The following is a 25,253-nucleotide window of genomic DNA, read 5'->3' on the forward strand; positions in this document are numbered from 1 at the left end:
TGCCATTAATCAGGAAGGCTTAAACACCGCTTCCTATACTGCAGCAGGAACAGTCTCCAGCCGCGCGTCGTGGGGACCAGAGAGCACTCGACAAAGAGGCCTGCAATGGAGTGGCTGGGACTGCAATTGTTCTCGGGATTACCGACGACCGGGCAGATCATCCTCGACTGCCGACACAACCCCTACCTGGTGTTGCTGGCCTTTGCCGTGGCCAGTGCCGCCTGTTTCGCCACCCTGGACATGGCCGAGCGACAAAGCCATTGCGAGGACCGCCTGGCCCGCAGGCAATGGCGAATACTGGGCGCCTGCTGCCTGGCCGGTGGCATCTGGGCGATGCACTTCATCAGCATGCTGGCCTTCCAGGCACCGCTGGACATCCACTACGACGCGGCCCTGACCGGCCTGTCCCTGCTGATCGCACTGCTCGCCGCCTGGCTGGCGATGAACGGCCTCGACCGCGCGCAAATGCGCCCGTACCACTACCTGCAGACCGCGCTGTTCATCGGTATCGGCATCAGCACCATGCACTACGTCGGCATGGCCGCCCTGCAGACCAGCGCCCAGCAGCACTACCAGACGGCCCTGTTGCTGGCCTCGATCGCCATCGCTGTGGCCACCAGCCTGGTCGCCCTGCTGATGGCCCGGCACTTCCGCCAGGGCAGTGGCACCTTGCATCTACTGATGAAATACGGCGCCAGCCTGCTGATGGCCGGCGGCATTGTCGTGACCCACTTCACCGGCATGGCCGCCATGACCCTGGTGATCCCCAGCGAAACCGCCCTGCGCCTGAGCACCGGTGACAACAGCCTGCAACTGGCGCTGACCATCGCCTTCATCACCCTGCTGATCAGCGGCAGCAGCATCAGTGCAGCGCTGTCCGACAAGAAGCTGCAAAGCAAGGAGCACGACCTGCGCCGGGTGAACCTGCTGCTCAGCCAGCTCGACCAGGCCCGCGCGTCACTGCAGCAGGCCGCGCACTATGACGCGTTGACCAACCTGGTCAACCGCCGTGGTTTCAACCAGGTGTTCGCCGAACGCCTGGCCGAGCATGCCGCCAGTGAAAGCATGCTCGCGGTGATGTTCCTCGACATCGACCACTTCAAGCGCATCAACGACAGCCTCGGCCATGCCGCCGGCGACGAACTGCTCAAGGTGATCGCCGGCCATATCAAGGCCGCGACCCGTGGCCACGACCTGGTGGCGCGCTTCGGCGGCGACGAATTCTGCATCGTCACCGCACTCAAGAACCGCGACGAGGCCCGTCACCTGGCGCAGCGCATCATGTTGCGCATGAAGGAGCCGATCGACCTGGCGGGCCGGCGCATGGTCATGACCACCAGTATCGGCATCAGCATTTTCCCCGACGATGGCCAGAGCACCGAAGAACTGCTGAAAAACGCCGACCTTGCGCTTTACCAGTCCAAAGGCTGCGGGCGCAACAGCCTGAACTTCTTCAACAATGGTCTGAAAACCCGCGCCACCCTGGAGCTGCAACTGGAAGAAGAACTGCGCGTGGCATTGTTCGAAGAACGCGGGTTGTGCGTGCACTACCAGCCGATCTTCGACCTGCGCAGCGGCCGGGTGGCCAAGCTTGAAGCCCTGGTGCGCTGGCAACACCCGCAACATGGCCTGCTCAGCCCCGACCGTTTCATCGGTATTGCCGAGGCCAATGGGCTGATCGCCGAACTGGACCTGTGGGTGCTGCGCCGGGCCTGCGCCGACCTGGCCCTGCTCGGGCGCCAGGGCCATGACGAACTCAAGGTAACGGTGAACTGCTCGGCACTCACCCTAGGCCGCGAAGAGCTCGCCACCGAAGTCGAAGTGGCGTTGTTCCAGGCTGGCCTGGCCGCCCGCCAACTGGAGCTGGAGGTCACCGAAAATGCCCTGATGGGCGACATCCAGCACACCGTCAACCTGCTCAAACGCATCCGCGCCCAGGGCGTGGCCCTGTCGATCGACGATTTCGGCACGGGTTATTCATCGCTGGCCTACCTCAAGCGCCTGCCGCTGGACGTGCTGAAGATCGATCGCTCGTTCGTTCAGGAGGTACCGGGCAACCAGAAAGACCGCGAAATCGTCCAGGCCATCATCATGATGGCGCATACGCTGCACCTGGAGGTGGTGACTGAGGGCGTCGAGACGCCAGAGCAGCGCGAATTCCTCGCCGCCCATGGCTGCGACTACCTGCAGGGCTACCTGCTCAGCCGCCCTGTGCCCCTGGCCGAACTGCGCCCGGTGCTCGAACGGCTCGATCGCCAGGCCCGCGTGCTCACCCCTTGCTGCGATACAGCTCTACCAGGGTCGCCGGATCTTTTTGCAGATAGCCCTGGCTACCGTGCAGGCGCATCAATTGCGCGGCGAGGCCACTGATCGGCGTCGCCGAGCCCTGCTCGCGGGAAAACCCAACGGCGGTATCAAGGTCCTTGAGCAGGGTGCGCACATGCCACTTGATCGGTTCGAAGCGACTCTCGGCCATTTGCGGTGCAAGGATCTGCAAGGGTTTCGAATCGGCGAAACCACCGGCCAGGGCTTCGGCGATCAGCCGCGCATCCACCCCTGACTGTTCAGCCAGCGCCACCACCTCGGCGATCACCAGCGCATTGCAGGCGACGATCATCTGGTTGCACGCCTTGGTCACCTGCCCTGCCCCCACCGCGCCCATGTGCGTCACCCGCTGACCGAGGGTCAGCAGTACCGGGCGAACGCGTTCCAGATCATCCACCTCGCCACCGACCATGATCGCCAGGGTGCCGGCCTCGGCGCCAGGCGTGCCGCCGGACACCGGTGCATCCAGCCAGGCCATGCCGCACAGGGCCGCCAGTTCCGCGGCCATCTCCCGCGTGGCGGTGGGTTCAAGGCTGGAGAAGTCCACCAGCAACTGACCGCTGCGCCCGCCCTTGGCGACGCCCTGCTCGCCGAACACCACCTCGCGCACCACCGCAGTGTCGGCCAGGCACAGCAGCACCACGTCGGTGTTGTTGCACAGCTCGGCAGGGCTGGCGGCCAGGCGGGCCCCCGCGGCCACCAGTTCGGCGCATTTGTCCGGGCTGCGGTTCCACACCGTCAACGGATAACCGGCCGCCAACAGGCGACGACACATCGGCAGGCCCATCAGGCCGATCCCGGCAAAACCCAGCGAAGGCAACGCACTACTCATGAGCAACTCCAGACAGAAGATTAAAGAAGCGTGACGAACGGACGATGCAGTGCAGGTGCGATTCGCAAAAAACCATGTAGGGGCTAGGGAAATCCCCTATCGCACAAGAAAAAGACGCACTGATAAAGTCGCGATATTTCTCCGTGATAGCGTTATGACATGCTTCACCGGGAAGCCCACACCCCTAGGCAAATGGCGCACTATGACCTCTACGAACACTTCTGCCAATGCGGTTTCCGAGTCGACGCTCCTTCCCGCTTCGCTGACCGCAAGCGGTGCTCGAGATCTGCCGGCGGCGCGCAGCACGCCGGCGCAGCAGTACCTTTATTTCACCGAACAGGATATCCAGCGCATCCTCGACAACCTCGACGGCCTGCGCGACCTGGTGTTCCCGCGCAACCTGCACGTGGAAGACGAAGACCAACTGCGCCTGGAGCAGCAGTTCCCGTCGGTGTGCCTGATCGGCCTGGGCCGTTGCGGCTCGAACATTGCGCTGGACGTGGCGGAGCTGGTGTACAACGCCCGCACCTTCTTCCTCAATGAATTCAACAACGAGGATCGGCTCAAGGGCGAAGGCGGCTACAGCCCCGCGCGCTGGATTCGCCAGAACCTGCGCCTGGTACAGAACAAGGGCGTGAAGCCGGTATTTCTGGTCGAGCCGCTGGTGATGCTGGGCGACCTGGACAAGGACATCGCCGGGCGCATCCGCTTCTCGCGCAAGGGCGAGCGCGGCGGTTTCCTGCGCGACTACAGCAAGATGAAGATCATGGACCTGTCCGAGGTGCATGCCGGTGGCGCCGGTAACGCACCGATCCTCGGCCAGTACCTGGCCAAGATCATCCTCAACAAGGACACCCAGCGCTTCTCCAGCGCCGACTGGAAGCTGATCCACTCGTACCTGATCGACTCCTGTGGCATCAAGGCCAACCAGTCGCGCCTGTATTTCTACATCTTCAGCGCCGGCGGCGGTACCGGCTCGGGCATGGCCTCGGAGTTCGGCCTGGCCCAGCAGTACTCCTACATGAACAAGACCTTCGACACCAAGCCGGCCGAAGAGAACGACGGCAAGAGCGGGCATTCGTTCGTCTTCGAGCCGATCTTCACCAGTGGCATCTGCGTGCTGCCCAACGCCTCCGACCACCGCAGCGAAATGTCCGAGGCCCTGCACATCAACGCCGGCCGGCTGCTGTGCAAATACCTCTCGGAAGAATGGGACTTCTCGTACAACTTCGATAACGAAGACAGCAGCGAAGCCAGCGTCATGGGCCGCATCCGCCCGTGGAACGCGATGATGCTGATCTCCAACGACATCATGCGCTACGCCGAAGAAAGCGATGACGGCACGATCCAGAACATCGACGTCAACGCCATGGAGAAGCACGCCAACCAGTACATCTCCCAGCAGATCTTCAACATCCTCACGGCGCAGGCGGTGACCACCGACTACGACCAGAACTACTTCCGCCGCGCCGGCATCGACATCGGCGAAACCATCCGCCTGGATGCCAACGACCTGTTCATGAGCCTGGCCGGCCCCGTGGCCATCGCCTACGCAGAATCGGTGGTGCCGGAAATCCCCGCGCCCGGGTCGGAAAAGTTCAAGGTGTTCGAGCGCGAGCAGCCGCGCCTGGATATTGATGACCTGTTCTTCCGCTCCATCGACCTGCCTCACTTCAACAAGCAGACCCAGGCCATCGAAGGCATCAGCCTGCTGCCGATCGAGTCGAGCCGCTACCGCGCGGCGCTGGAGCAATACCAGGCCTCGGGCTATGACGCCGCGGCGCTGCACGACCTGCACTTCTTCAAGAACTGCTCGTCGGTGGTGTCGATCGTCTCGCTGCCCAAGGACTACAAGCTGTCGTACATGGACCTGAACCGGCTCAAGACCCACCTCAACAGCCTGTTCCCCAACACCACGCTCAAGCGCTACGCGCTGGTGATCGGTGCTTCGGCCAACCTGTCACTGACCACCTTGATCGCCAAGAGCCCGTGCCTGTCGGACGATTTCCTGACCCTGATCGTGGCGTTCATCAAACGGTGCTTCGCGCGCAATCCGTACCGTTTCGACGACACCATGGACAACGCCATCCTCGAGTTCATCACCAGCGAGCACTTCGACGAGGACCGCATCGACGACCTGCTCAACGAATTCGAGAACCCGGCGAAGATCCTCGACACCAACTGGTACGCGATCAAGCCGATGTACGAGAAGAAGTACCGCGAGCTGATCAACGACAAGAGCCGCTTCGTCTCGATCAACGACATCCGCCTGTCGCGCGAATGCGTGAAGAAGGCGGTGAAGTACCTGCGCGAGATCTACCGTCACCGCATCGGCAAGACCCGAGTGATTTCGTTGAACACCCATACCGGGCGCGTGGACTACTGAAAACCATCGCGGGGCAAGCCCGCTCCCACGAGGACTGCACGATCCTCGTGGGAGCGGGCTTGCCCCGCGATCAACTCGGCGGTGTATTACGCATGCCGTAAACTGTTACCGCCCCGCCGAATCATCCCGCCACTGTTACTTACTTCCACCTTACGTGAGCGTCAACGCGCACCATCGCGAGGCGTCTGTGCGATTTTGCGCACTAAAAAAGCGCGTGCTTATTCCGCTTTCTTTTCCTGAATCACGATGAACGGCGAAACGACCACTGCCCAGATCTCTGGATCGCGGGTTTGCAGGTCGAGTGCCTGCTCTGCCGAAACCGGTCCGACGGTGCCATCACTGCGCCACTTGGCAAAGATCTCGCTGCGATTCTCGGCCATTGCTTCGGCAACGACGATCAGGTCGATGCTCGGGTCGACCCAAATCAGGTCACCCTTGGCCCAAAAACGTTCCAGGGCTTTCCACTCGATGACAGCGGTCTCGCCGAGCAATTTGGCATAGAGGGTGCTTACTTGATCAGTCATGGGTTTACCTGCGCAAAAATCGGCCAAGAAAAAAGGCCGGCATTTTTGCAGAAAAACCCGGTTTCAAATACGTAATTTGGTCGATTCGGCGCGAACTTGTGGGGGCGAGTCGAGAGTGCAGGCAAAGTGATGGCGCTTTTCTGTATCTTTATGTCGATCAGGCGACACCCCAGGAAACAGACGCTTTTCGCCCGCTTTTCAAGCGCTCGGACGGCGCTCTACACTGTACCGGTACAGTTCCGGGACATGTTCCGGGGGAAGGTGGGGTTGCCGGTTAGGCGTAGCCAGCCGCAAATCCCGCCCGGTCTGTAGGCCTGGCCTCCAGGACTATAAGAATTACAACAGAATGAGTGGAGCACTATGATCAAGATTTCCAAGCTGTTCGCCGCAATGGTTCTGGCCGGGGTTGCCAGCCATTCGTTTGCCGCCGATACCATCAAGATCGGCATCGCCGGCCCGAAGACCGGTCCGGTCACCCAGTACGGCGACATGCAGTTCATCGGCGCCAAACAGGCCATCAAGGACATCAACGCCAAGGGCGGCGTCGATGGCAAGATGCTCGAAGCCAAGGAATACGACGACGCGTGCGACCCTAAACAGGCCGTTGCAGTCGCCAACAAAGTGGTCAACGACGGCGTCAAGTTCGTGATCGGCCACCTGTGCTCCAGCTCCACCCAGCCTGCGTCCGACATCTACGAAGACGAAGGCGTGATCATGATCACCCCGGCCGCCACCTCGCCGGAAATCACCGCCCGTGGCTACAAGCTGATCTTCCGCACCATCGGCCTGGACAGCGCCCAGGGCCCGGCCGCCGGCAACTACATCGCCGACCACGTCAAACCGAAAGTGGTCGCGGTACTGCACGACAAGCAGCAGTACGGTGAAGGCATCGCCACCGCGGTCAAGCAGACCCTCGAGAAGAAAGGCACCAAGGTTGCCGTCTTCGAAGGCCTGAACGCCGGTGACAAGGACTTCTCCTCGATCATCCAGAAGCTCAAGCAGAACAACGTCGACTTCGTCTACTACGGCGGCTACCACCCAGAGCTGGGCCTGATCCTGCGCCAGGCACAGGAAAAGGGCCTGAAAGCCAAGTTCATGGGCCCGGAAGGCGTGGGTAACGACTCCATCTCGCAGATCGCCCAGAACGCCTCCGAAGGCCTGCTGGTGACCCTGCCGAAGTCCTTCGACCAGGACCCGGCGAACAAGGCCATCGTCGACGCCATCAAGGCTGACGGCAAAGACCCGAGCGGTCCGTTCGTGTTCCCGGCCTACTCGGCTGTGGAGCTGATCGCCGAAGGCATCAAGGCCGCCAAGTCCGAAGACACCGACAAGGTGGCTGCAGCCATCCACGCCGGCAAGTTCAAGACCCCGACCGGCGAGCTGTCCTACGACGAGAAAGGCGACCTGAAAGACTTCAAGTTCGTGGTCTACGAATGGCACTTCGGCAAGCCGAAGACCGAAGTCTCTCCTCAGTAACTGCGTGACTAATAGCTGACCGAGAAGCCCACTGTGCGAGCAGTGGGCTTTGTTTTACGAGGTTCTATGGGCCTGATCCCCGCGATCCGGGGGCCGGTCCACCTGAAAATCTTAAAACCGTCACCCGCGGTTTCCTGGCAGTGCCCGCAAAAGATCACGTGGCGAAGACCACGAGAACATGGGCCGGGGTCATCCCCCACCAGTGAAATGCAAATCAGGTTTTTAGGAGCGCTGTAATGCCTGAGATCTACCATTTCCTACAACAACTGGTTAACGGACTGACCATCGGCAGTACCTATGCCCTGATCGCCATCGGTTACACGATGGTGTACGGCATCATCGGCATGATCAACTTCGCCCACGGCGAGGTGTACATGATCGGTTCCTACGTGGCCTTCATCGCCCTTGCCGGGCTGGCCATGATGGGTATCCATTCGCTGCCGATCCTGATGACCGTGGCCTTCGTCGCCACCATCTGCGTCACCAGTGCCTACGGCTACAGCATCGAACGGGTCGCCTACCGGCCGCTGCGCAACAGCAACCGGCTGATCCCGCTGATCTCCGCCATCGGCATGTCGATCTTCCTGCAGAACACCGTGTTGCTGTCCCAGGATTCCAAGGACAAATCCATCCCCAACCTGATCCCCGGGAGCCTTTCCTTCGGGCCGGGCGGCGCGGAAGAAGTCCTGATCAGCTACATGCAGATCCTGGTCTTCGTGGTGACATTGATCGCCATGACCTGCCTGACCCTGTTCATCTCCCGTTCCCGCCTGGGCCGCGCCTGCCGCGCCTGCGCCGAGGACATCAAGATGGCCAACCTGCTGGGTATCAACACCAACAACATCATCGCCCTGACCTTCGTCATCGGTGCCGCGCTGGCGGCGGTGGCGGCCGTGCTGCTGAGCATGCAGTACGGGGTGATCAACCCCAACGCCGGTTTCCTGGTGGGCCTGAAGGCCTTCACCGCGGCGGTACTGGGCGGCATCGGCAGCATTCCGGGCGCCATGCTCGGCGGGCTGGTGCTGGGCGTGGCCGAAGCGTTCGGCGCCGACATCTTCGGCGACCAGTACAAGGACGTGGTGGCATTCGGTCTTTTGGTTCTTGTCCTGCTGTTCCGGCCGACCGGCATCCTGGGCCGCCCGGAGGTTGAAAAAGTATGAACAGAAATCTCAAACAGGCGTTCTTCAGCGCCTTGCTGGTCTGGGCCGTGGCCTTCCCGGTGCTGGGCCTGAAACTGAGCATCGATGGCATCAGCCTGATCGTTCACAGCCAGGGCTCGTTCACCATCAGCATCATTGCCGTGTGCTCGCTGCTGATGTTCCTGCGCGTGCTGTTCGACAAGCAGTGGAGCGCGGTGATGGGCCGCCGCTCGGACCGCAAGCTGGTGCCGCCTTCGGTGAGCAACTTCCTCACCCTGCCGAAAACCCAGCGCTGGGTGATCATCGGCCTGATCGTCGCCGCCCTGATCTGGCCGTTCTTCGGCTCGCGCGGCGCGGTCGACATCGCCACCCTGATCCTGATCTACGTGTTGCTGGGCCTGGGCCTGAACATCGTGGTCGGCCTGGCGGGCCTGCTCGACCTGGGTTATGTCGGTTTCTACGCCGTCGGCGCCTACAGCTACGCGATGCTCTCGCACTACCTGGGCTGGAGCTTCTGGGTGTGCCTGCCGATCGCCGGCCTGATGGCAGCCACCTTCGGCTTCCTGCTCGGTTTCCCGGTGCTGCGCCTGCGCGGCGACTACCTGGCGATCGTTACGCTGGGCTTCGGCGAGATCATTCGCCTGTTCCTGCGTAACCTCACCGACTGGACCGGCGGCCCCAACGGCATCAGCAACATCCCCAAGCCGGAGTTCTTCGGCCTGACCTTCGAACGTAAAGCTGCCGAAGGCATGCAGACCTTCCACGAGTTCTTCGGGCTGGAATACAACTCGATCAACAAGGTCATCTTCCTCTACCTGGTCGCCCTGCTGCTGGCCCTGCTGGCGCTGTTCGTCATCAACCGCCTGCTGCGCATGCCGATCGGCCGTGCCTGGGAAGCGCTGCGTGAAGACGAGATCGCCTGCCGTGCGCTGGGCCTGAACCCCACCGTGATCAAGCTCTCGGCATTCACCCTGGGTGCCTGCTTCGCCGGTTTCGCCGGCAGCTTCTTCGCCGCCCGCCAAGGGCTGGTGACACCGGAGTCGTTCACCTTCATCGAGTCGGCGATCATCCTCGCCATCGTCGTGCTGGGTGGCATGGGTTCGCAGTTGGGCGTGATTCTCGCGGCCATCGTGATGATCCTGCTGCCGGAGATGATGCGTGAGTTCAGCGAATACCGGATGCTGATGTTCGGTGCGCTGATGGTGTTGATGATGATCTGGCGTCCGCAGGGCCTGCTGCCCATGCAACGTCCTCACCTGGAGCTGCCTCGATGAGCCGCGAAATTCTGCAAGTCAGCGGCCTGAGCATGCGCTTCGGCGGCTTGTTGGCGGTCAACGGCGTGGGCCTGACCGTCAAGGAGAAACAGGTGGTGGCATTGATCGGCCCGAACGGCGCCGGCAAGACCACCGTGTTCAACTGCCTGACCGGCTTCTACAAACCCAGCGGCGGCACCATCCTGCTCGACGGCCAGCCCATCCAGGGCCTGGCCGGCCATCAGATCGCCCGCAAGGGCGTGGTGCGGACCTTCCAGAACGTGCGCCTGTTCAAGGAAATGACCGCGCTGGAGAACCTGCTGATCGCTCAGCACCGCCACCTCAACACCAACTTCTTCGCCGGCCTGTTCAAGACCCCGAGCTTCCGCCGCAGCGAAAAAGAGGCCATGGAACGCGCGCAGTACTGGCTGGAGAAGGTCAACCTGACCGAGTTCGCCAACCGTACCGCCGGCACCCTCGCCTATGGCCAGCAACGGCGCCTGGAAATCGCCCGCTGCATGATGACCCAGCCACGGATCATCATGCTCGACGAACCGGCCGCCGGCCTGAACCCCAAGGAAACCGAAGACCTCAAGGCGCTCATCAGCTACCTGCGTGAAGCCCACAACGTGACCGTGCTGCTGATCGAGCACGACATGAAACTGGTGATGAGCATCTCCGACCACATCGTGGTCATCAACCAGGGCACGCCCCTGGCCGATGGCACGCCGGAAGAGATTCGCGGCAACCCTGATGTGATCAAGGCCTACCTGGGGGAGGCGTAAATGCTGAAGTTCGAGAACGTTTCCACCTTCTACGGCAAGATCCAGGCGCTGCACAGCGTCAACGTAGAGATCAACCAGGGCGAAATCGTCACCCTGATCGGTGCCAACGGCGCCGGCAAGTCGACGCTGCTGATGACTCTCTGCGGTTCGCCCCAGGCGAGCAGCGGCAGCATCAAGTACCTGGGTGAAGAGCTGGTCGGCCAAAGCTCCTCGCACATCATGCGCAAGAGCATCGCGGTGGTGCCGGAAGGCCGCCGCGTGTTCTCTCGCCTGACCGTCGAGGAAAACCTGGCCATGGGCGGTTTCTTCACCGACAAGGGCGACTACCAGGAGCAGCTGGACAAGGTCCTGCAGCTGTTCCCGCGCCTGAAGGAGCGCTATATCCAGCGCGGCGGCACCATGTCCGGTGGCGAACAGCAGATGCTGGCCATCGGCCGTGCGCTGATGAGCAAGCCCAAGCTGTTGCTGCTCGACGAGCCTTCGCTGGGCCTGGCGCCGATCATCATCCAGCAGATCTTCGACATCATCGAACAGCTGCGCCGCGATGGCGTGACGGTGTTCCTGGTGGAGCAGAACGCCAACCAGGCGCTGAAGATCGCCGACCGAGCCTATGTGCTGGAGAACGGCAAGGTGGTGATGCAGGGTACCGGTGAAGCGCTGCTGACCGATCCGAAGGTGCGTGACGCGTACCTGGGGGGTTGAAAGATCAAAGGGCCTTCGGGCCCTTTTTTCTTGTGCCTGTGCGGGCCTTATCGCGGGGCAAGCCCGCTCCCACGCTATTAATTAGGCAGCGTGGGAGCGGGCTTGCCCCGCGATGAGGCCCTTGTGATCCCCGCCCACCCTGAGTAACGTGGCCAGCTCTTTTGCACAGTTCCCCGGAGCCCGCCCGATGCGCCTCACCCCTCCCCTGTTGCTCGCCGCCCTGCTGCCCCTGTTCGCTGGCTGCCAGGTGCTGGCCGAAAAGCCGGTCGACCCGAACCTCGGCACCACGCGCATGCAGGGCGAACTCAGCGCCGGTGGCGGCCACCTGCTGTTCAAACCCTGCAACGAAGCCCGTCAGTTCATCATCAATGACGCCGGCAGCACCGCGATCCTGCAAGAAGCCGCCAACCTGGCCAAGGACTCCAAGGCCAAACTGTTCAGCGACCTGCGCGGCCGCCTGACCGGCAGCAAGCAGGCCGGCAGCGACGGCCAGATCGACGTCACCCGCCTGTACCGCCTGGAACCCACCGCCCACGGTTGCGAAGACCCCAACTTCAAGCAACTGACCCTGCGCGCCGGCGGCCACGAGCCGGACTGGGACATCAAGGCCAGCGGCAAAGGCATGGTGCTCAACCGCGTCGGCCAGGAACCGCTGCCGCTGCCGTTCCTCGAAGAAGAGCTGCCCGGCGGCGGCCTGAGCCTGTCCAGCGAAGCCAACGGCCAGCGTGTCGAGCTGTGGGTCGCGCCGCAGCGCTGCGTCGACGTTGCCACCGGCGCGATCCGCCACCTCAAGGCCGAGCTGCGCATCGACGGCCAGCCCCTCAAGGGCTGCGCTTACTACGGCGGTGCCCGCGACCTCTGATCGCCGGGTGCTTTTATCCTGCCAGTCGGGGCGGCGAACAGCTTATACTTGGCGGTTTGTGTAAAGCCGCCGGCCGCCCATGGCCGGGATACTGGACCCTGCCATGCTACGAATCACCGAACTCAAGCTGCCCCTGGACCACTCCGACGACGAGCTGCGCGCAGCCATCGTCCAGCGCCTGGGCATCGCGGATGAGCAACTGCTCGGTTTCACCCTGTTCAAGCGCAGCTACGATGCGCGCAAGAAGAACAGCGAGCTGCTGTTCATCTACACCATCGACCTCGAAACCAGCAACGAAGACGAACTGCTGCGGGTGTTCGCCGACGATCCGAAAATCAGCGTCGCCCCGGACGTCAGCTACAAGTTCGTCGGCCACGCCACAGCGGCAGTGCAGGAACGCCCGGTGGTGGTCGGCTTCGGCCCGTGCGGCATCTTCGCCGGCCTGTTGCTGGCACAAATGGGCTTCAAGCCGATCGTCCTCGAGCGCGGCAAGGAAGTGCGCCAGCGCACCAAGGACACCTGGGGCCTGTGGCGCAAGAGCGTGCTCAACCCCGAGTCCAACGTGCAGTTCGGCGAAGGCGGCGCCGGGACCTTCTCCGACGGCAAGCTGTACAGCCAGATCAAGGACCCGCAGCACCATGGCCGCAAGGTGCTGGAAGAGTTCGTCAAGGCCGGTGCGCCGGAAGAAATCCTCTACATCAACAAGCCGCACATCGGCACCTTCCGCCTGACCAGCATGGTCGAGAAGATGCGCGAAGAGATCATCAGCCTGGGCGGTGAAGTGCGCTTCGAACAGAAGGTCACCGACCTGCTGGTCGATGGCGAGCAACTGACCGGCGTGGTCCTGCAGAGCGGCGAGCAGTTGCTGTCGCGCCATGTGGTCCTGGCCCTGGGCCACAGCGCCCGTGACACGTTCCGCATGCTCCACGCCAAGGGCGTGTTCATGGAGGCCAAGCCGTTCTCGGTCGGTTTCCGCATCGAGCACCCACAGTCGCTGATCGACAAGGCGCGCCTGGGCAAGTACGCTGGCCATCCGAAGCTGGGTGCTGCTGACTACAAGCTGGTTTATCACGCCAAGAACGGCCGCTCGGTCTACAGCTTCTGCATGTGCCCGGGCGGCACCGTGGTCGCCGCCACCAGCGAACCGGGCCGTGTGGTCACCAACGGTATGAGCCAGTACTCGCGCAACGAGCGCAACGCCAACTCGGGGCTGGTCGTCGGCATCGACCCGGAGCGCGATTACCCAGGCAGCCCGCTGGCCGGCATCGAACTCCAGGAGCGCCTGGAATCCCACGCCTACGTGATGGGCGGCAGCAACTACCAGGCACCGGCGCAGTTGGTCGGAGACTTCGTGGCCGGCCGTGCGTCCACGGCGCTAGGCAGCGTCGAGCCTTCGTACAAGCCGGGCGTCACCCTCTGTGACCTGGCGGCAAGCCTGCCTGCCTTCGCCATCGAAGCCATCCGCGAGGCACTGCCGGCCTTCGACCGCCAGATCAAGGGCTACAGCCTGCATGACGCCGTGCTGACCGGGATCGAAACGCGCACCTCCTCGCCGCTGCGCATCACCCGTGACGACAGCTTCCAGAGCCTGAACCTCAAGGGCCTGTTCCCGGCGGGTGAAGGCGCGGGCTACGCTGGCGGCATCCTGTCCGCCGGTGTCGACGGCATCCGCATCGCCGAAGCCGTAGCGCGGGACATGCTGGGCCTGAGCGACTGACCGTTGGGCAGGCCTGTGTCGCCTTGGCGGCACAGGCCTGCAGTCGCTCTCGGATTTTTCCGACCCACTTCTGAGAATTACCTTCCTGCCCTTTTCCGCATTGCCGTCTAGGCTTGCCCAGTCAAACTTGCAACACCTTATAACAAAAACGAATATAGTTTTTGTTTTAAAGAATATCCCCACACGCTAGGGTGTACGCCCGTTTCAATCCAGCTATTTGGAGAGCCCTCACCCGTGCGTAGCCTCTTCGCTCGTTTCTTCCAATTGGAAGCCGCCAGCGGCCTGCTGCTGATCGCCGCCGCCGTGCTGGCCCTGATCATCAACAATTCGCCGCTTTCCTATCTGTACAACGGCCTGCTCGAAGTACCGGTCGCCGTCCAGGTCGGCGCCCTCGAGATCGCCAAGCCACTGCTGCTGTGGATCAACGATGGCCTGATGGCGCTGTTCTTCCTGCTCATCGGCCTGGAGGTCAAGCGCGAGGTGGTCGACGGCCACCTGTCCAAGCCTTCGCAGGTGATCCTGCCCGCCACTGCCGCCGTCGGCGGCATGGTGGTGCCGGCGCTGATCTATTGGTTCATCAACCGCGACAACCCGGCTGCCGTGGCCGGCTGGGCGATCCCTACCGCCACCGACATTGCCTTCGCACTGGGCGTGCTCGCATTGCTGGGCAAGCGTGTGCCGGTGTCGCTGAAGCTGTTCCTGATGACCCTGGCGATCATCGACGACCTGGGCGCGATCATCGTCATCGCCCTGTTCTATTCCGGCACCCTCTCCAGCCTGTCGCTGATGCTGGCCGGCGCCTGCCTGATCGCCTTGCTCGCCATGAACCGCCTGGGGGTGGTCAAGCTGGGCCCTTACCTGGTGATCGGCCTGATTCTCTGGGTCTGCGTGCTCAAGAGCGGTGTGCATGCCACCCTTGCCGGTGTGGCCCTGGCCCTGTGCATCCCGCTGCGTACCAAGCACGCCGAAACCTCGCCGTTGCTGAGCCTGGAACACGCGTTGCACCCCTGGGTCGCCTACGCCATCCTGCCGCTGTTCGCCTTTGCCAACGCCGGGGTTTCGCTGGCCGGTGTCACCCTGGAAAGCTTTACCCATCCGGTGCCCATGGGCATCACCCTCGGCCTGCTGGCCGGCAAGACGGTCGGGGTGTTCGGCCTGACCTGGCTTGCCGTCAAGCTGCGCCTGGCCGCGCTGCCGGCCGAAGCCAACTGGGGGCAGGTGCTCGGGGTGGCGATCCTCTGCGGCATCGGCTTCACCATGAGCCTGTTCGTCGGCTCCCTGGCCTTCGTACCGGGTAGCAGCGACTACGCGGGCATGGACCGCATGGGCATCCTCACCGGTTCCTTCTTCGCCGCCGTGGTCGGTTACCTGATCACTGCCATGGCGAGCCGCAAAACCGCTGTGCGCTGACTCCAGCAGGCAAAAAGAAACCCCGACCGGCAATGCCGTGTCGGGGTTTGTTTTGTCTGGCGATCAGTGCGTGACGCGGCTGGTGCCATCGACAGTCATGATGCGCACACGCTCGCCAACGCGGAAGATTTCGTTCTGCTGCACCTGCTGCACATAGGCGCGCATGCTGCCATCGTCTTCACGCACGGTGATCTCGACGCCCTGGGTGCGGGTCAGGCCTTCTTCGGCGGCGGAACCGGCCAGGCCACCAGCCACGGCACCGATCACAGCAGCAACGATGCTGCCACGGCCACCGCCAACCGCACTGCCGGCAACACCACCAACAATGGCGCCGGCACCACCACCGATTGGCGTCTTGGTGCCTTCGATCTTCACGGGACGCAGCGATTCGATGGTGCCCATGCGCACGGTCTGCACGCGGCGGGCCTCATCACGGGAGTAGCTGTCACCGGTCAGCGACGACTGGCAGCCGCCCAGCAACAACGCCATGGTGGTGAAGCTCGCCACCAGCAAAACGGATTTACGCATGAGGACAATCTCCAAAAGTTTCAGGTGCTCATTAGACGCCTCGCCTTGACGGGTGTCACGGCGCAAACGTTATAAATTTGTTCCCATTCAGCTCAGGTACAGCCACCATCGGCTGTGCACGGGACACTCAGGTTGGACCAAGAATAGCCATGGATTACTTCATCGTCGTGGTGACGACAGTCGCCGGCCTGTACTTCCACGGCTGGCTGTATGTGCGAATGAGGCGCTGGATGGACCGTGACCTGGCGCTCTCGCTGGCCGGGCAGGATCCGGCGAAGCAGGCATTCATGCTCCAGTTGCTGGAGCGGGCGCGGGCAGAAAAGATCAAACGCAAAACGCTGGCGGCCTGGCTGGAGCGCGAGGCCGCTGCGTTCAAGGGTTAAGGTGCCAGGCGCTCACGCTGCCACTGGCCATCCACCAGCCGATAGTTCAGGCGATCATGCAAGCGGCTGGCGCGGCCCTGCCAGAACTCGATGCGCTCTGGCAGCAAGCGATAGCCACCCCAGTGCTCGGGGCAATGGGGTTGCGTATCGGAGAAGCGCGCCTCGGTGGCCTTGACCAGCCCTTCCAGCTCCTCGCGATCAGCGATCACCCGGCTCTGCGGCGACGCCCAGGCCCCCAGGCGGCTGCCCAGCGGGCGCACCTGATAGTAATCGTCCGACTCCTTGGCCGTGACCTTTTCCACCCGCCCCTCGATCCGCACCTGACGCTCCAGCGCCGGCCAGAAGAAGGTCATGGCCGCAAATGGCCTGGCCGCGATGTGCTGGCCCTTGGCGCTTTCGTAGTTGGTGAAGAAGGTGAAACCCTGGGCATCGAGGGCCTTGAGCAACAGCACCCGGCAATGCGGGCGGCCGTCGGCATCGACAGTGGCCAGGGTCATGGCGTTGGCTTCCACCGGCAGCTGCTCGGTCTTCACCGCATCGGCGAACCATTGGTGGAACAGCGCGAACGGCTCACCCGGCGCCTGGGCTTCGGCCAGGCCATCACGGGTGTAGTCGCGGCGCATATCGGCCAGGGATTGGGTCATGGCTGCGTTTCCTTGACGATCAGTTGGTCTTCGCAGGGCTGTTGGCGGCGACTTTCTTGTCGGTGCTGGCCTTCTTCGCGGCAGGTTTGGCCGGTGCGGCTTTCTTTTTCGCAGCCGTAGTGGCCTTGGCCGGAGCCTTGGCTTTGGCGGCAGGTTTTTTCGCCGCAGGCTTGGCGGCCGGTTTGGCGGCTGCGGCCTTGGCGGCCGGGGCCTTGGTGTCCTGCACCGCAACCATCGGCGCGGCGGCCGGCGCAGGCGCGGCCTGCTGGTACTTGGCCAACAGGGCGACCATGGTGTCCTTGGGCGTCAGCAGCAATTCGACACGGCGGTTCAGGGCACGGCCCGGGGCGCTGTCGTTGGCGGCGCGCGGCATGACCGAGCCCATGCCCTTGAGCATCAGGCGATCACGTTGCAGGCCGCTGAGACGGAAAATCGCCGACACCGAAGCGGCACGCTCGAGGCTCAGCTTCTGGGTGGCGGCGGTGGCGCCACTGCTATCGCCATGGCCGAGGATGAGGATGGCGGTCTTGCTGTCGGTTTCAATGGCCTTGGCCACCTGGGTGATCGGGCTCAGGGTCACCGGCAGCAGCATGTTCGGGCGGTCCGGGTTATAGGAGCCGTCGACCGGGATGGTCACCGCCAGCACGTCTTCACGGCGCTCCAGCTCGAACTTGCTGCCCTTGATGGCTTCGCGCACCTTGGGTTCGTACTGGTCGAGCCAGGCCTGGGTGGCCTTCTGGTCGATCTTTGGCACGGCCGCCGCTTGCGAGGTTTTCTCGTCGCCACCGAATGGCCACCACCAGCGGCTGCCGCTCTCGGACTTGGCGTCGGCCTTGGCGACGTTTTCGGTCACGGCCGCTTTCACTTCCTTGTCGGCGACCTTATCCGAACCGAACGGCCACCAGCTCGAGCCGCCGTCTTTCGAACTGTCCTGGGAGTGGCTGGCGCAGCCAGTCATGGTCAGGCACAGGGCAAGTGCTAAGGTTTTATGTGAAGACATCAGTGATACACCATGAAATTGAAAGAAATTCTACCCACACCTTTCAGGCGTTGGCACTGAGGATAGTCAAAGGGTCGGGGCAATACCCGCGCCACCCGATCAAAGGCAGCCGGCAAGCACACGTACCAGTTTTTGCGCGCGCGGATCCATCAGCACGTAAGGACCCAGCGTATTGGTGACGAAGCCGAAGGCCACGTCGTGTTCGGGGTCGGCAAAGCCGACCGAGCCACCGGCCCCCGGATGCCCGAAAGCCCGGGCGCCAAGGCCGAAGGTGGCGTTGGCCACCTGGGGCTGGTCAAGCATGCAGCCCAGGCCAAAGCGGGTCTGGGTCAGCAGGGTGCGGTCCTGGCCGAGGCTGTGCTCGCGAGTCAGCTCGTCGAGCAGTTCGGATTCCAGCAGGCTGCCATCGAGCAGGCCGGCGTAGAACCCCGCCAGGCTGCGTGCGTTGCCGTGGCCATTGGCCGCCGGTTGCTGCATGCGCCGCCATTCCGGCTTGTTGGTGCTGGTGAGGATCGCCGGCGGGTTGGTAAAGGCGCGGGTCGACAGTGCTTCGGGCTCGCGCATGGTCACCTGCAGCAGGCGCTGGGCCGCCGCATCCCCTGGGTTGCCCTTGCCGCGGGCGATGTGCGCCACGCGGTGGAATTCTTCGTCCGCCAGGCCCACATGGAAATCCAGGCCCAGCGGTTTGGCGGTGCGCGCCACAATCGACTCGCCCGGCCCACGGCCATCGGCGCGGCGAATCAGCTCACCGATCAGCCAGCCATAGGTGATCGCGGCATAACCATGCTCGGTGCCTGGGGTCCACCAGGGGGCCTCGGCGGCCAGCGCGTCGACCATCGCCTGCCAGTCGTACAGCGCCTCGGCCGGCAACAGTTCACGGATGGCCGGCAGGCCGGCGCGGTGGCTGAGCAGCTGGCGCAGGGTGACCTGCTCCTTGCCGGCCTGGGCGAATTCCGGCCAGTAGCGCGCAACCGGCGCATCCAGTGCCAGCTTGCCCTCGCCCACCAGTTGCAGGGCGGTGACGGCGGTGAAGGTCTTGGTGCAGGAAAACAGGTTGGCGATGGTGTCGCTGTGCCAGGCCTCACGGCCATCCTTGTCGGCACTGCCGGCCCACAGATCGACCACGGTCTCGCCGCCGACCTGGATGCACAGTGCCGCACCACGCTCCTGGGGATCCTCGAACAACGCGGCGAAAGCTTCACGCACCGCCTCGAACTTCAGCTCATAGTGGCCCTGAATCTGCACCCGCCTGTTCTCCGTACGACCTTGCTGAAAAAGGCGTGCATTGTTTCAGTAGTTGGCCCTTTTGCCTACTGAATGTGGCCGGGTGGTCGTAAGGAAAAACTGTTATTCGAGGCGCGCAGGGCGGTCACTGCGCGGGTTTGTCGAGGGCCTTGCGTAACTGACCAACGGCTTGCAGGTTGCTGCGGCGCACCGCCTCGACAAAGCCCGGATAGGCCACATCGGTGATGGCCACCAGCCCCAGATGACCGTTTTCGCCATCCAGCAGACGCCCGCTGGCCGGCTGGTCGAGGTACTGGAACCAATGGGCGCCGACGATCATCGGCTGGGCCAGGGCCGCCTTGAGGAAGTTGCCGTAGGCCGGGCCACGGTCTTCCTCGCGGGCCACTTCCAGCGGGCCGGGCCAGAACGGGCCGCGGTCGCGGGAGCCGAACTGGAACTCCGAGACCAGCACCGGCTTGTCCAGCTCGGCCAGCCTGGCGAAGTCATAGCCGTCTTCGGGCTTGAGGGTATAGAAGTTGAAGCTGAGCACGTCGCAGAACTCGGCGCAGGCCTTGACCGCTTCCGGCGTGCTCACGGCGAAGCGGCCACCCAGCAGCAGGTGATTGGGGGCATGCCACTTCAGAGAGTCGGCAATGGTCTTGAAGTAGGTCTGGGCGAACACCTGCTGGAAGTACTGGTAGTCACGCTCGATTTCCGGGTGCGCAGGGTCTGGCAGCGGGGCCTCGAAGCCAGGGTCTTCCATCAGCTCCCAGGCCTTCAGCTCGATGCCCCAGGCTTTCGACAGCCCTTCCTGGTTGCGGTACTTGTCGCGCAGCTGCTTGAGGAACGCGCGCTTGGCCGGTACATCGGTGGTCAGGCGCAGAGTGCCGTAGGCCAACCCATAGCGGGCCTTCGGGTCGTCACCTGGTGCGGCCCAGGCCAGTTCGTTGTCGGCGAAGTAGCCGATCAGCCACGGGTCGTCGCGGTGATCACGGGCGGCGATGGCCACGGCGCGCTCGGTGGCCATGGCGAAACGCGGGTCGAACGGGTCAGGCATGCGCCCCCACCAATCCATGCCGGTGCTGATGCTGGCGTAGTCGCCGACGATCGACAGTGGCAGCGTGTACGGCATGCGCTTGGCCTGGGCAAAGCCAGGGTCGCTCCAGTTGCCCAGGGTATTGAAGCCCCAGGCTTGCAGGCGGTCGAGGCTGTGTGCCTGCCAGCGCGGCACGTCCAGGGCCAGTGGCGGGCAGGCCTGTTCGGGCGACGCCGCGCAGGGCTTGCCGTAGGTGCGCTGCAGGTTGGCCGCATAGAAATCGAACCAGCGCCCCTGCTTGAACTGGCGCCCCTGTGACGAGCTGTTGCCATCATCGTTGTTGCCTTCGCCATAGAACGCCGCCAGCGCCTCGCCATCAGCCGGCAGTGCCTTGAACATGCTTTCGCGGCCGGCGACGTAAGTACGCCCGCCATCGGCGGCGACGGCATTGACGCCCAGGGAATAGAACGGGTGCCCGTCGGGCGTCACCAGGTACCAGCGCCCGTCGCGTTTTTCCGTACGAAAGAAGCCCTTGGCCTCGAAGGCTGGCCCCGCCAGCAGGCCGCCATAGGCGTCCAGGCCGAGCTTGTCGCGCTCGCCCAGCCAGCTTTTCAGTTGCCCCTGCTCGCGGCTGTCGGCGGCCTTGAGCTGGTCGTCGCTGACGATCTTTTCCGGCCAGCGCCCACGGGTGGACTGGCCATAGCCGTCGATCAGCTCGCCGTAGGCGGCTTTGAACGCCTGGTCGTCGTCCTGCAGGCCGACTTTCTCGATCAACAGGCTTTGCGCGACTTTGGGGCTGGGGATGCTCAGGCTGACAGAGGTGACTTGCTTGAGGTCCACCTCCCCTGCACTGCTGCTCAGCAGCAGGCGCTGGCCTTCATGGACCCATGGCATCGGCGGGCCGGCACGCATGCCCTGGCTGAGCGGCGAGCTGGCCTTGAGGGGAATCATCACGGTCTGCGCCGGCCCTGCCGGCAAGTCGATACGGCTGGTGAGGGTGCGCCCATCGCTGCTCTGTACCGCCACGTCGACGGTCAGTGCCCAGTCCATGCCACTTTGCAGGCGCAGTGTCAGGGCCTGCCCGGCCGACCAGTCCCAGGCACCACTCGGCGGTGCCAGGCGCAAGGTCGGTTGCGCCACCGGATTGAATACCACCCGCCGCAACACCTCGCCTTCGGCGGTCTGCTCCGCGTTGTACTGCGGCATCGCAGCGTCCTGGGTGGTCACGCTGACCACTGCGGCGGGGCGCACGAAGCTGAACAGTGTCTGTTGCCCGGCCAGCAACGGCGCACTGAACAACAAGGAGAACATCACAGGCAGGGTACGGCGGATCATAGGGCGGTGGCTCTCCTTCCGAGCCCGTCATGGGCTCGCGATCGAGTATGGACAACAAGGAACGCGTCTTGCTCCGGCGGTCAACCGATCTCCCGTCGGAATGGCGGCAGCGCATTGAGAATAGCCTTGCCGTAACGCTGGGTGACCAGGCGCCGGTCGAGCAAGGTGATGACGCCGCGGTCCTGTTCGGTCCGCAGCAGGCGCCCGCAGGCCTGGATCAGCTTGAGCGAAGCGTCAGGCACGGCGATTTCCATGAACGGGTTGCCGCCGCGGGCCTCGATCCATTCGGACAACGCGGCCTCGACAGGGTCATCCGGCACCGAGAACGGGATCTTGGCGATGACCACGTGCTCGCAGTAAGCGCCCGGCAGGTCGACACCCTCGGCGAAACTGGCCAGGCCGAACAGCACACTGTGCTGGCCATCGTCGACCCGCGCCTTGTGCTTGTTCAGGGTTTCCTGCTTGGACAGATTGCCCTGGATCAGCACCAGTTTGCGCCAGTCGCGGTCCAGGCCATCGAACACGTCCTGCATCTGTTTGCGCGACGAGAACAGCACCAGCGCGCCCCGTGCACCTTCGACAATGTTCGGCAGCTCACGGATGATCGATGCGGTGTGCGCCGTGGCATCGCGCGGGTCAGCGCCCAGGTCGGGCACCCGCAACAGGCCGGCATCGCCATGCACGAACGGGCTGGGCACCACGCACTGCACCGCGTCGCGCGGCAGCCCCGAGCGCATGCGAAAGCGATCGAACTTGCCCAGCGCGGTCAAGGTCGCCGACGTCACCAGGGCGCCATGGGCGACGTTCCAGAGGCTTTTTCGCAACATCTCGGCGGCGAGAATCGGGCTGGCGTTGACCTCGATATCGAACAGCGCGCCACTTTCGGCCAGGGTCAACCAACGCGCCATGGGCGGGTTGTCTTCCGGGTCCTCGGCGGTGAACGCGGTCCACAGTTCCCAGTTACCCTGGGCACGGGTCACCAGGCTGCCGAACAGCGGGTACCATTCCTCGGCCTGGTGGCTGGCAATGCCGATATTGTTCTCGCCGTCCATGCCTTCCTTGAGCAGGTCGGCCAGGCGGGTGAACAGGTCATTCAGGCGAGCGAAGCCTTTTTTCAGTTCAATGCCGACTTCGCGGATCTGCTCGGGCACCACGCCACCTTCGAAGCGGTAGCGCGGGCGGTCGCGGCCTTCCATGTCTTCACCGGTGCGAAAGTCCGCAACCTGCTCGCACAGGGTGAACATGAACTGCTGCTGGGTGCGCACCTCGCGGGCCAGCTCGGGCACCTGCTCGATGTAGCGCCCCAGGTCGCCCGGCAGCGGGTGCTGGGCCAACAGTTTGGTGAGGTTCTTGGCCGTCTGCTCCAGCCAGTCGGCGGTGGAACGCAGGCGCGAATAGTGGGCAAAATGGCCGATGGCCTTGTCCGGCAGGTGATGGCCTTCGTCGAACACGTACATGGTGTCGCGCGGGTCGGGCAGTACGGCGCCGCCGCCCAGCGCAAGGTCGGCGAGGACCATGTCATGGTTGGTGACGATCACATCGACCTTGCCCATGCCTTCGCGCGCCTTGTAGAACACGCACTGCTGGAAGTTCGGGCAATGGCGGCCGGTGCACTGGCTGTGGTCGGTGGTCAGGCGTGCCCAGTCCTGGTCCTCGACGGCTTCCGACCAGCTGTCGCGATCACCGTCCCAACGGTTGCCGGCGAGCTTCTCGATCATGCTGTTGAACAGCTTCTGGCTGCGCTCGTCGACTTCGATGTGGAAACCTTCCTCTTCGAACAGCTGGGCGGTGGCCGACTGGGCGTGGCCCTCCTGCAGCAGGATGTCGAGCTTGGACAGGCACAGGTAGCGGCCACGGCCCTTGGCCAGGGCGAAGCTGAAGTTCAGCCCGCTGTTGCGCATCAGGTCGGGCAGGTCCTTGAGCACGATCTGTTCCTGCAGCGCCACGGTCGCGGTGGCGATCACCAGGCGCTTGCCGGCGGCCTTGGCGGCCGGGATCGCGGCAAGGGCGTAGGCGACGGTCTTGCCGGTACCGGTACCCGCCTCGACCGCCACCACGGCGGGCTCGCCGGCACGGCGCCCTTCGTCGTCGCAGGCGATGTCGCCGAGCACCTTGGCCACTTCGGCGATCATCAGGCGCTGGCCATAGCGTGGCTTGAGGCTTTTGGCTTCGAGGAAACGCGTGTAGGCGCCCTGGATGGTGGCTTTGAGTTCGTTGCTGATCATGGTCTGCAGGCGCCCGGAGGGCTGGATATATTTTCAGTGTTTCGCATGGGCCGGCTATCATACCCCGCTATTGCCCTTTGTGCCGCATGGAGATCCGGATGCTCGCCTTTGCCCTGCCCTACACCCTGCATGTCCTTGCTGCCCTGGTCTGGGTCGGCGGTATGTTCTTCGCCTGGCTGATCCTGCGCCCGGCCACGGTTGCAGCCCTGGAGGGGCCGGCGCGGCTGCGTTTGTGGGTGGAAGTTTTCCAGCGGTTCTTCAGATGGGTCTGGCTGGCGGTGGCGATCCTGGCGATCAGCGGGGTGGGCATGATTCACCTGCGCTTTGCCGGGTTCGAGACGGCACCGCGGTATGTTCAGGTGATGATTGGTGGCGGGATCGTGATGTTTGCGTTGTTCATGCGGATCCAGTCGTTGCTGCTGCCTGAATTGCGCACGGCGGTGCAGGCTGAGGATTGGGCGGCGGGGGCTGGGGTTCTGGGGCGGATTCGGCGGATGGTGGGGGTCAATCTGGCGATTGGGCTGGCGGTGGTGGCGGTGGCGAGTTCGCGGGTTTTGGTGTGATGGGGGCCGGGCCTTTGGGTTTTGCGTGAAGGCCACCAGGTGTTCGCCGATAGATCTTCTGCGCCTATGAGATCTATCGGCGAACACTCAATTCAAGCTTTCAAAGCCTTCTTCGGGTAAATGTCGTACCGACTCGACTTCCCCTCAAGGCTATGGCTCGGCTTCGGCCCATCGATAATCGGCGCCTTGCGCGGCCGCTTGACCACCACCCGGTGCGAAGCCAGCGCCAACGCCGCCTCGAGCAACGCCGGCGCATCCAGGTCATCACCGACCAACGGCCGGAACACGCGCATTTCCTTCTTCACCAACGCGCTCTTGTCCCGATGCGGGAACATCGGATCAAGGTAGATCACCTGGGGCGCCTCCCCTTCCCACCCGCGCATGCGCTCGATGGCATTGCCAGTCAAGAGCCGCATGCGCTCGACGATCGCCCCCACCTCAAGATCCCCCCGCGCCCGCGCCAGGCCATCTTCCAGCAACGCAGCGATCAACGGCTGACGCTCGATCAAGGTCATCTGGCAGCCCAGGCTGGCCAGCACGAACGCATCCTTGCCCAACCCCGCCGTGGCATCGAGCACCTGCGGCCGCACGCCCTGGGCGATACCCACCGCCTTGGCGATCATCTGCCCGTTGCCACCACCGAACAGCCGCCGATGCGCCGCCTGGCCCTCGACGAAATCCACCCGCACAGGGCCGGGTGCCTGTGGGCCCAGTTGCTGGATCTGCAGGCCATCGGCACCGACCTGCACGGCAAACCCGGCCGCTTCGTCGGCCAGCGGCAAGCCCAGGCGTTCGGCCCATGCCAGCGCCTGCGCCTGGAATTCGGGGGCCAGTGCCTCGATCCTGATACCTGTGCCCAGCTCTTGCTCTACCATCGGATCCCGCACTCGAAATTAATTAATGA

21 protein-coding genes are annotated in these 25,253 nt (G+C 63.7%); 12 read left to right on the forward strand and 9 right to left on the reverse strand.

Annotated elements, in window-relative coordinates; translation table 11 throughout:
• The first annotated feature begins 105 nt into the window (after positions 1 to 105).
• Positions 106 to 2,370: a bifunctional diguanylate cyclase/phosphodiesterase gene (locus F6X61_RS08440; RefSeq protein WP_153786220.1), complete on the forward strand. Its 2,265-nt coding sequence runs from the start codon at positions 106 to 108 to the stop codon at positions 2,368 to 2,370.
• Here F6X61_RS08440 and F6X61_RS08445 read toward each other — a convergent pair.
• A complete protein-coding gene (locus F6X61_RS08445) occupies positions 2,270 to 3,157 on the reverse strand; it encodes an NAD(P)-dependent oxidoreductase (RefSeq protein ID WP_153786221.1) in 888 nt (295 codons plus the stop codon). The two genes, F6X61_RS08440 and F6X61_RS08445, sit on opposite strands and share 101 nt — an antisense overlap.
• Before the next feature lie 202 nt (positions 3,158 to 3,359).
• On the opposite strand from F6X61_RS08445, the gene F6X61_RS08450 reads away from it, so the two are divergent.
• Positions 3,360 to 5,543 (forward strand): hypothetical protein, encoded by a 2,184-nt coding sequence (locus F6X61_RS08450; RefSeq protein WP_153786222.1) that lies wholly within the window; start codon positions 3,360 to 3,362, stop codon positions 5,541 to 5,543.
• Between the two features lie 218 nt (positions 5,544 to 5,761).
• On the opposite strand, the gene F6X61_RS08455 is transcribed toward F6X61_RS08450, so the two are convergent.
• A complete protein-coding gene (locus F6X61_RS08455; RefSeq protein ID WP_153786223.1) occupies positions 5,762 to 6,067 on the reverse strand; it encodes a DUF2288 domain-containing protein in 306 nt (101 codons plus the stop codon).
• A 360-nt stretch (positions 6,068 to 6,427) separates the two neighbouring features.
• On the opposite strand from F6X61_RS08455, the gene F6X61_RS08460 reads away from it, so the two are divergent.
• From F6X61_RS08460 to nhaA, 8 genes are all read left to right on the forward strand, one after another.
• Positions 6,428 to 7,543 (forward strand): branched-chain amino acid ABC transporter substrate-binding protein, encoded by a 1,116-nt coding sequence (locus tag F6X61_RS08460; RefSeq protein WP_125462913.1) that lies wholly within the window; start codon positions 6,428 to 6,430, stop codon positions 7,541 to 7,543.
• Positions 7,544 to 7,779: 236 nt separating this feature from the next.
• The gene (livH, locus tag F6X61_RS08465) at positions 7,780 to 8,703 is read left to right on the forward strand and encodes a high-affinity branched-chain amino acid ABC transporter permease LivH (RefSeq protein WP_153786224.1); all 924 of its coding nucleotides are present in this window, start codon (positions 7,780 to 7,782) and stop codon (positions 8,701 to 8,703) included.
• On the forward strand, positions 8,700 to 9,956 hold the full coding sequence (locus tag F6X61_RS08470) for a high-affinity branched-chain amino acid ABC transporter permease LivM (RefSeq protein ID WP_153786225.1): 1,257 nt from the start codon (positions 8,700 to 8,702) through the stop codon (positions 9,954 to 9,956). Before livH ends, F6X61_RS08470 begins: the two co-directional genes overlap by 4 nt.
• On the forward strand, positions 9,953 to 10,720 hold the full coding sequence (livG, locus tag F6X61_RS08475) for a high-affinity branched-chain amino acid ABC transporter ATP-binding protein LivG (RefSeq protein ID WP_153786226.1): 768 nt from the start codon (positions 9,953 to 9,955) through the stop codon (positions 10,718 to 10,720). Before F6X61_RS08470 ends, livG begins: the two co-directional genes overlap by 4 nt.
• Positions 10,721 to 11,422 carry an ABC transporter ATP-binding protein gene (locus F6X61_RS08480; RefSeq protein WP_011532591.1) on the forward strand — a complete coding sequence of 234 codons (702 nt, stop codon included), beginning with the start codon at positions 10,721 to 10,723 and terminating at the stop codon, positions 11,420 to 11,422.
• 187 nt (positions 11,423 to 11,609) lie between these two features.
• Positions 11,610 to 12,284 carry a COG3650 family protein gene (locus F6X61_RS08485; protein ID WP_153786227.1) on the forward strand — a complete coding sequence of 225 codons (675 nt, stop codon included), beginning with the start codon at positions 11,610 to 11,612 and terminating at the stop codon, positions 12,282 to 12,284.
• Between the two features lie 103 nt (positions 12,285 to 12,387).
• Positions 12,388 to 14,001 (forward strand): NAD(P)/FAD-dependent oxidoreductase, encoded by a 1,614-nt coding sequence (locus F6X61_RS08490; RefSeq protein ID WP_153786228.1) that lies wholly within the window; start codon positions 12,388 to 12,390, stop codon positions 13,999 to 14,001.
• Between the two features lie 234 nt (positions 14,002 to 14,235).
• A complete protein-coding gene (gene nhaA / locus F6X61_RS08495) occupies positions 14,236 to 15,411 on the forward strand; it encodes a Na+/H+ antiporter NhaA (RefSeq protein ID WP_153786229.1) in 1,176 nt (391 codons plus the stop codon).
• Between the two features lie 63 nt (positions 15,412 to 15,474).
• Here the strand turns inward: nhaA and F6X61_RS08500 are convergent, their stop codons facing one another.
• A complete protein-coding gene (locus F6X61_RS08500; protein WP_110996277.1) occupies positions 15,475 to 15,939 on the reverse strand; it encodes a glycine zipper 2TM domain-containing protein in 465 nt (154 codons plus the stop codon).
• Positions 15,940 to 16,088: 149 nt separating this feature from the next.
• Between F6X61_RS08500 and F6X61_RS08505 the strand changes: the two genes are divergently transcribed.
• Positions 16,089 to 16,322 (forward strand): hypothetical protein, encoded by a 234-nt coding sequence (locus F6X61_RS08505; protein WP_153786230.1) that lies wholly within the window; start codon positions 16,089 to 16,091, stop codon positions 16,320 to 16,322.
• Here F6X61_RS08505 and pdxH read toward each other — a convergent pair.
• The 5 genes from pdxH to dinG all read right to left on the reverse strand — a co-directional run bounded on the left by pdxH (position 16,319) and on the right by dinG (position 23,786).
• Complete coding sequence (gene pdxH / locus F6X61_RS08510) at positions 16,319 to 16,966, reverse strand: pyridoxamine 5'-phosphate oxidase (RefSeq protein ID WP_153786231.1); 648 nt, start codon at positions 16,964 to 16,966, stop codon at positions 16,319 to 16,321. The genes F6X61_RS08505 and pdxH overlap by 4 nt on opposite strands.
• A gap of 19 nt (positions 16,967 to 16,985) precedes the next feature.
• Positions 16,986 to 17,966, reverse strand: a complete 981-nt coding sequence (locus F6X61_RS08515) for an OmpA family protein (RefSeq protein ID WP_153786232.1) — start codon at positions 17,964 to 17,966, stop codon at positions 16,986 to 16,988.
• 99 nt (positions 17,967 to 18,065) lie between these two features.
• Entirely contained in the window at positions 18,066 to 19,211 is a 1,146-nt protein-coding gene (locus tag F6X61_RS08520; RefSeq protein ID WP_153786233.1) for a serine hydrolase domain-containing protein, read from the reverse strand.
• A gap of 124 nt (positions 19,212 to 19,335) precedes the next feature.
• Positions 19,336 to 21,561: a beta-galactosidase gene (locus F6X61_RS08525; RefSeq protein ID WP_153786234.1), complete on the reverse strand. Its 2,226-nt coding sequence runs from the start codon at positions 21,559 to 21,561 to the stop codon at positions 19,336 to 19,338.
• An 80-nt stretch (positions 21,562 to 21,641) separates the two neighbouring features.
• Positions 21,642 to 23,786, reverse strand: coding sequence for an ATP-dependent DNA helicase DinG (gene dinG, locus F6X61_RS08530; RefSeq protein ID WP_153786235.1), 2,145 nt, complete (start codon positions 23,784 to 23,786; stop codon positions 21,642 to 21,644).
• Between the two features lie 98 nt (positions 23,787 to 23,884).
• On the opposite strand from dinG, the gene F6X61_RS08535 reads away from it, so the two are divergent.
• Entirely contained in the window at positions 23,885 to 24,349 is a 465-nt protein-coding gene (locus F6X61_RS08535; protein ID WP_125462902.1) for a CopD family protein, read from the forward strand.
• A gap of 92 nt (positions 24,350 to 24,441) precedes the next feature.
• Here the strand turns inward: F6X61_RS08535 and F6X61_RS08540 are convergent, their stop codons facing one another.
• Entirely contained in the window at positions 24,442 to 25,224 is a 783-nt protein-coding gene (locus F6X61_RS08540) for a class I SAM-dependent methyltransferase (RefSeq protein ID WP_153786236.1), read from the reverse strand.
• Positions 25,225 to 25,253: the final 29 nt, after the last annotated feature.

Source organism: Pseudomonas sp. EMN2 (genome assembly GCF_009650555.1).
GTDB lineage: Bacteria > Pseudomonadota > Gammaproteobacteria > Pseudomonadales > Pseudomonadaceae > Aquipseudomonas > Aquipseudomonas sichuanensis.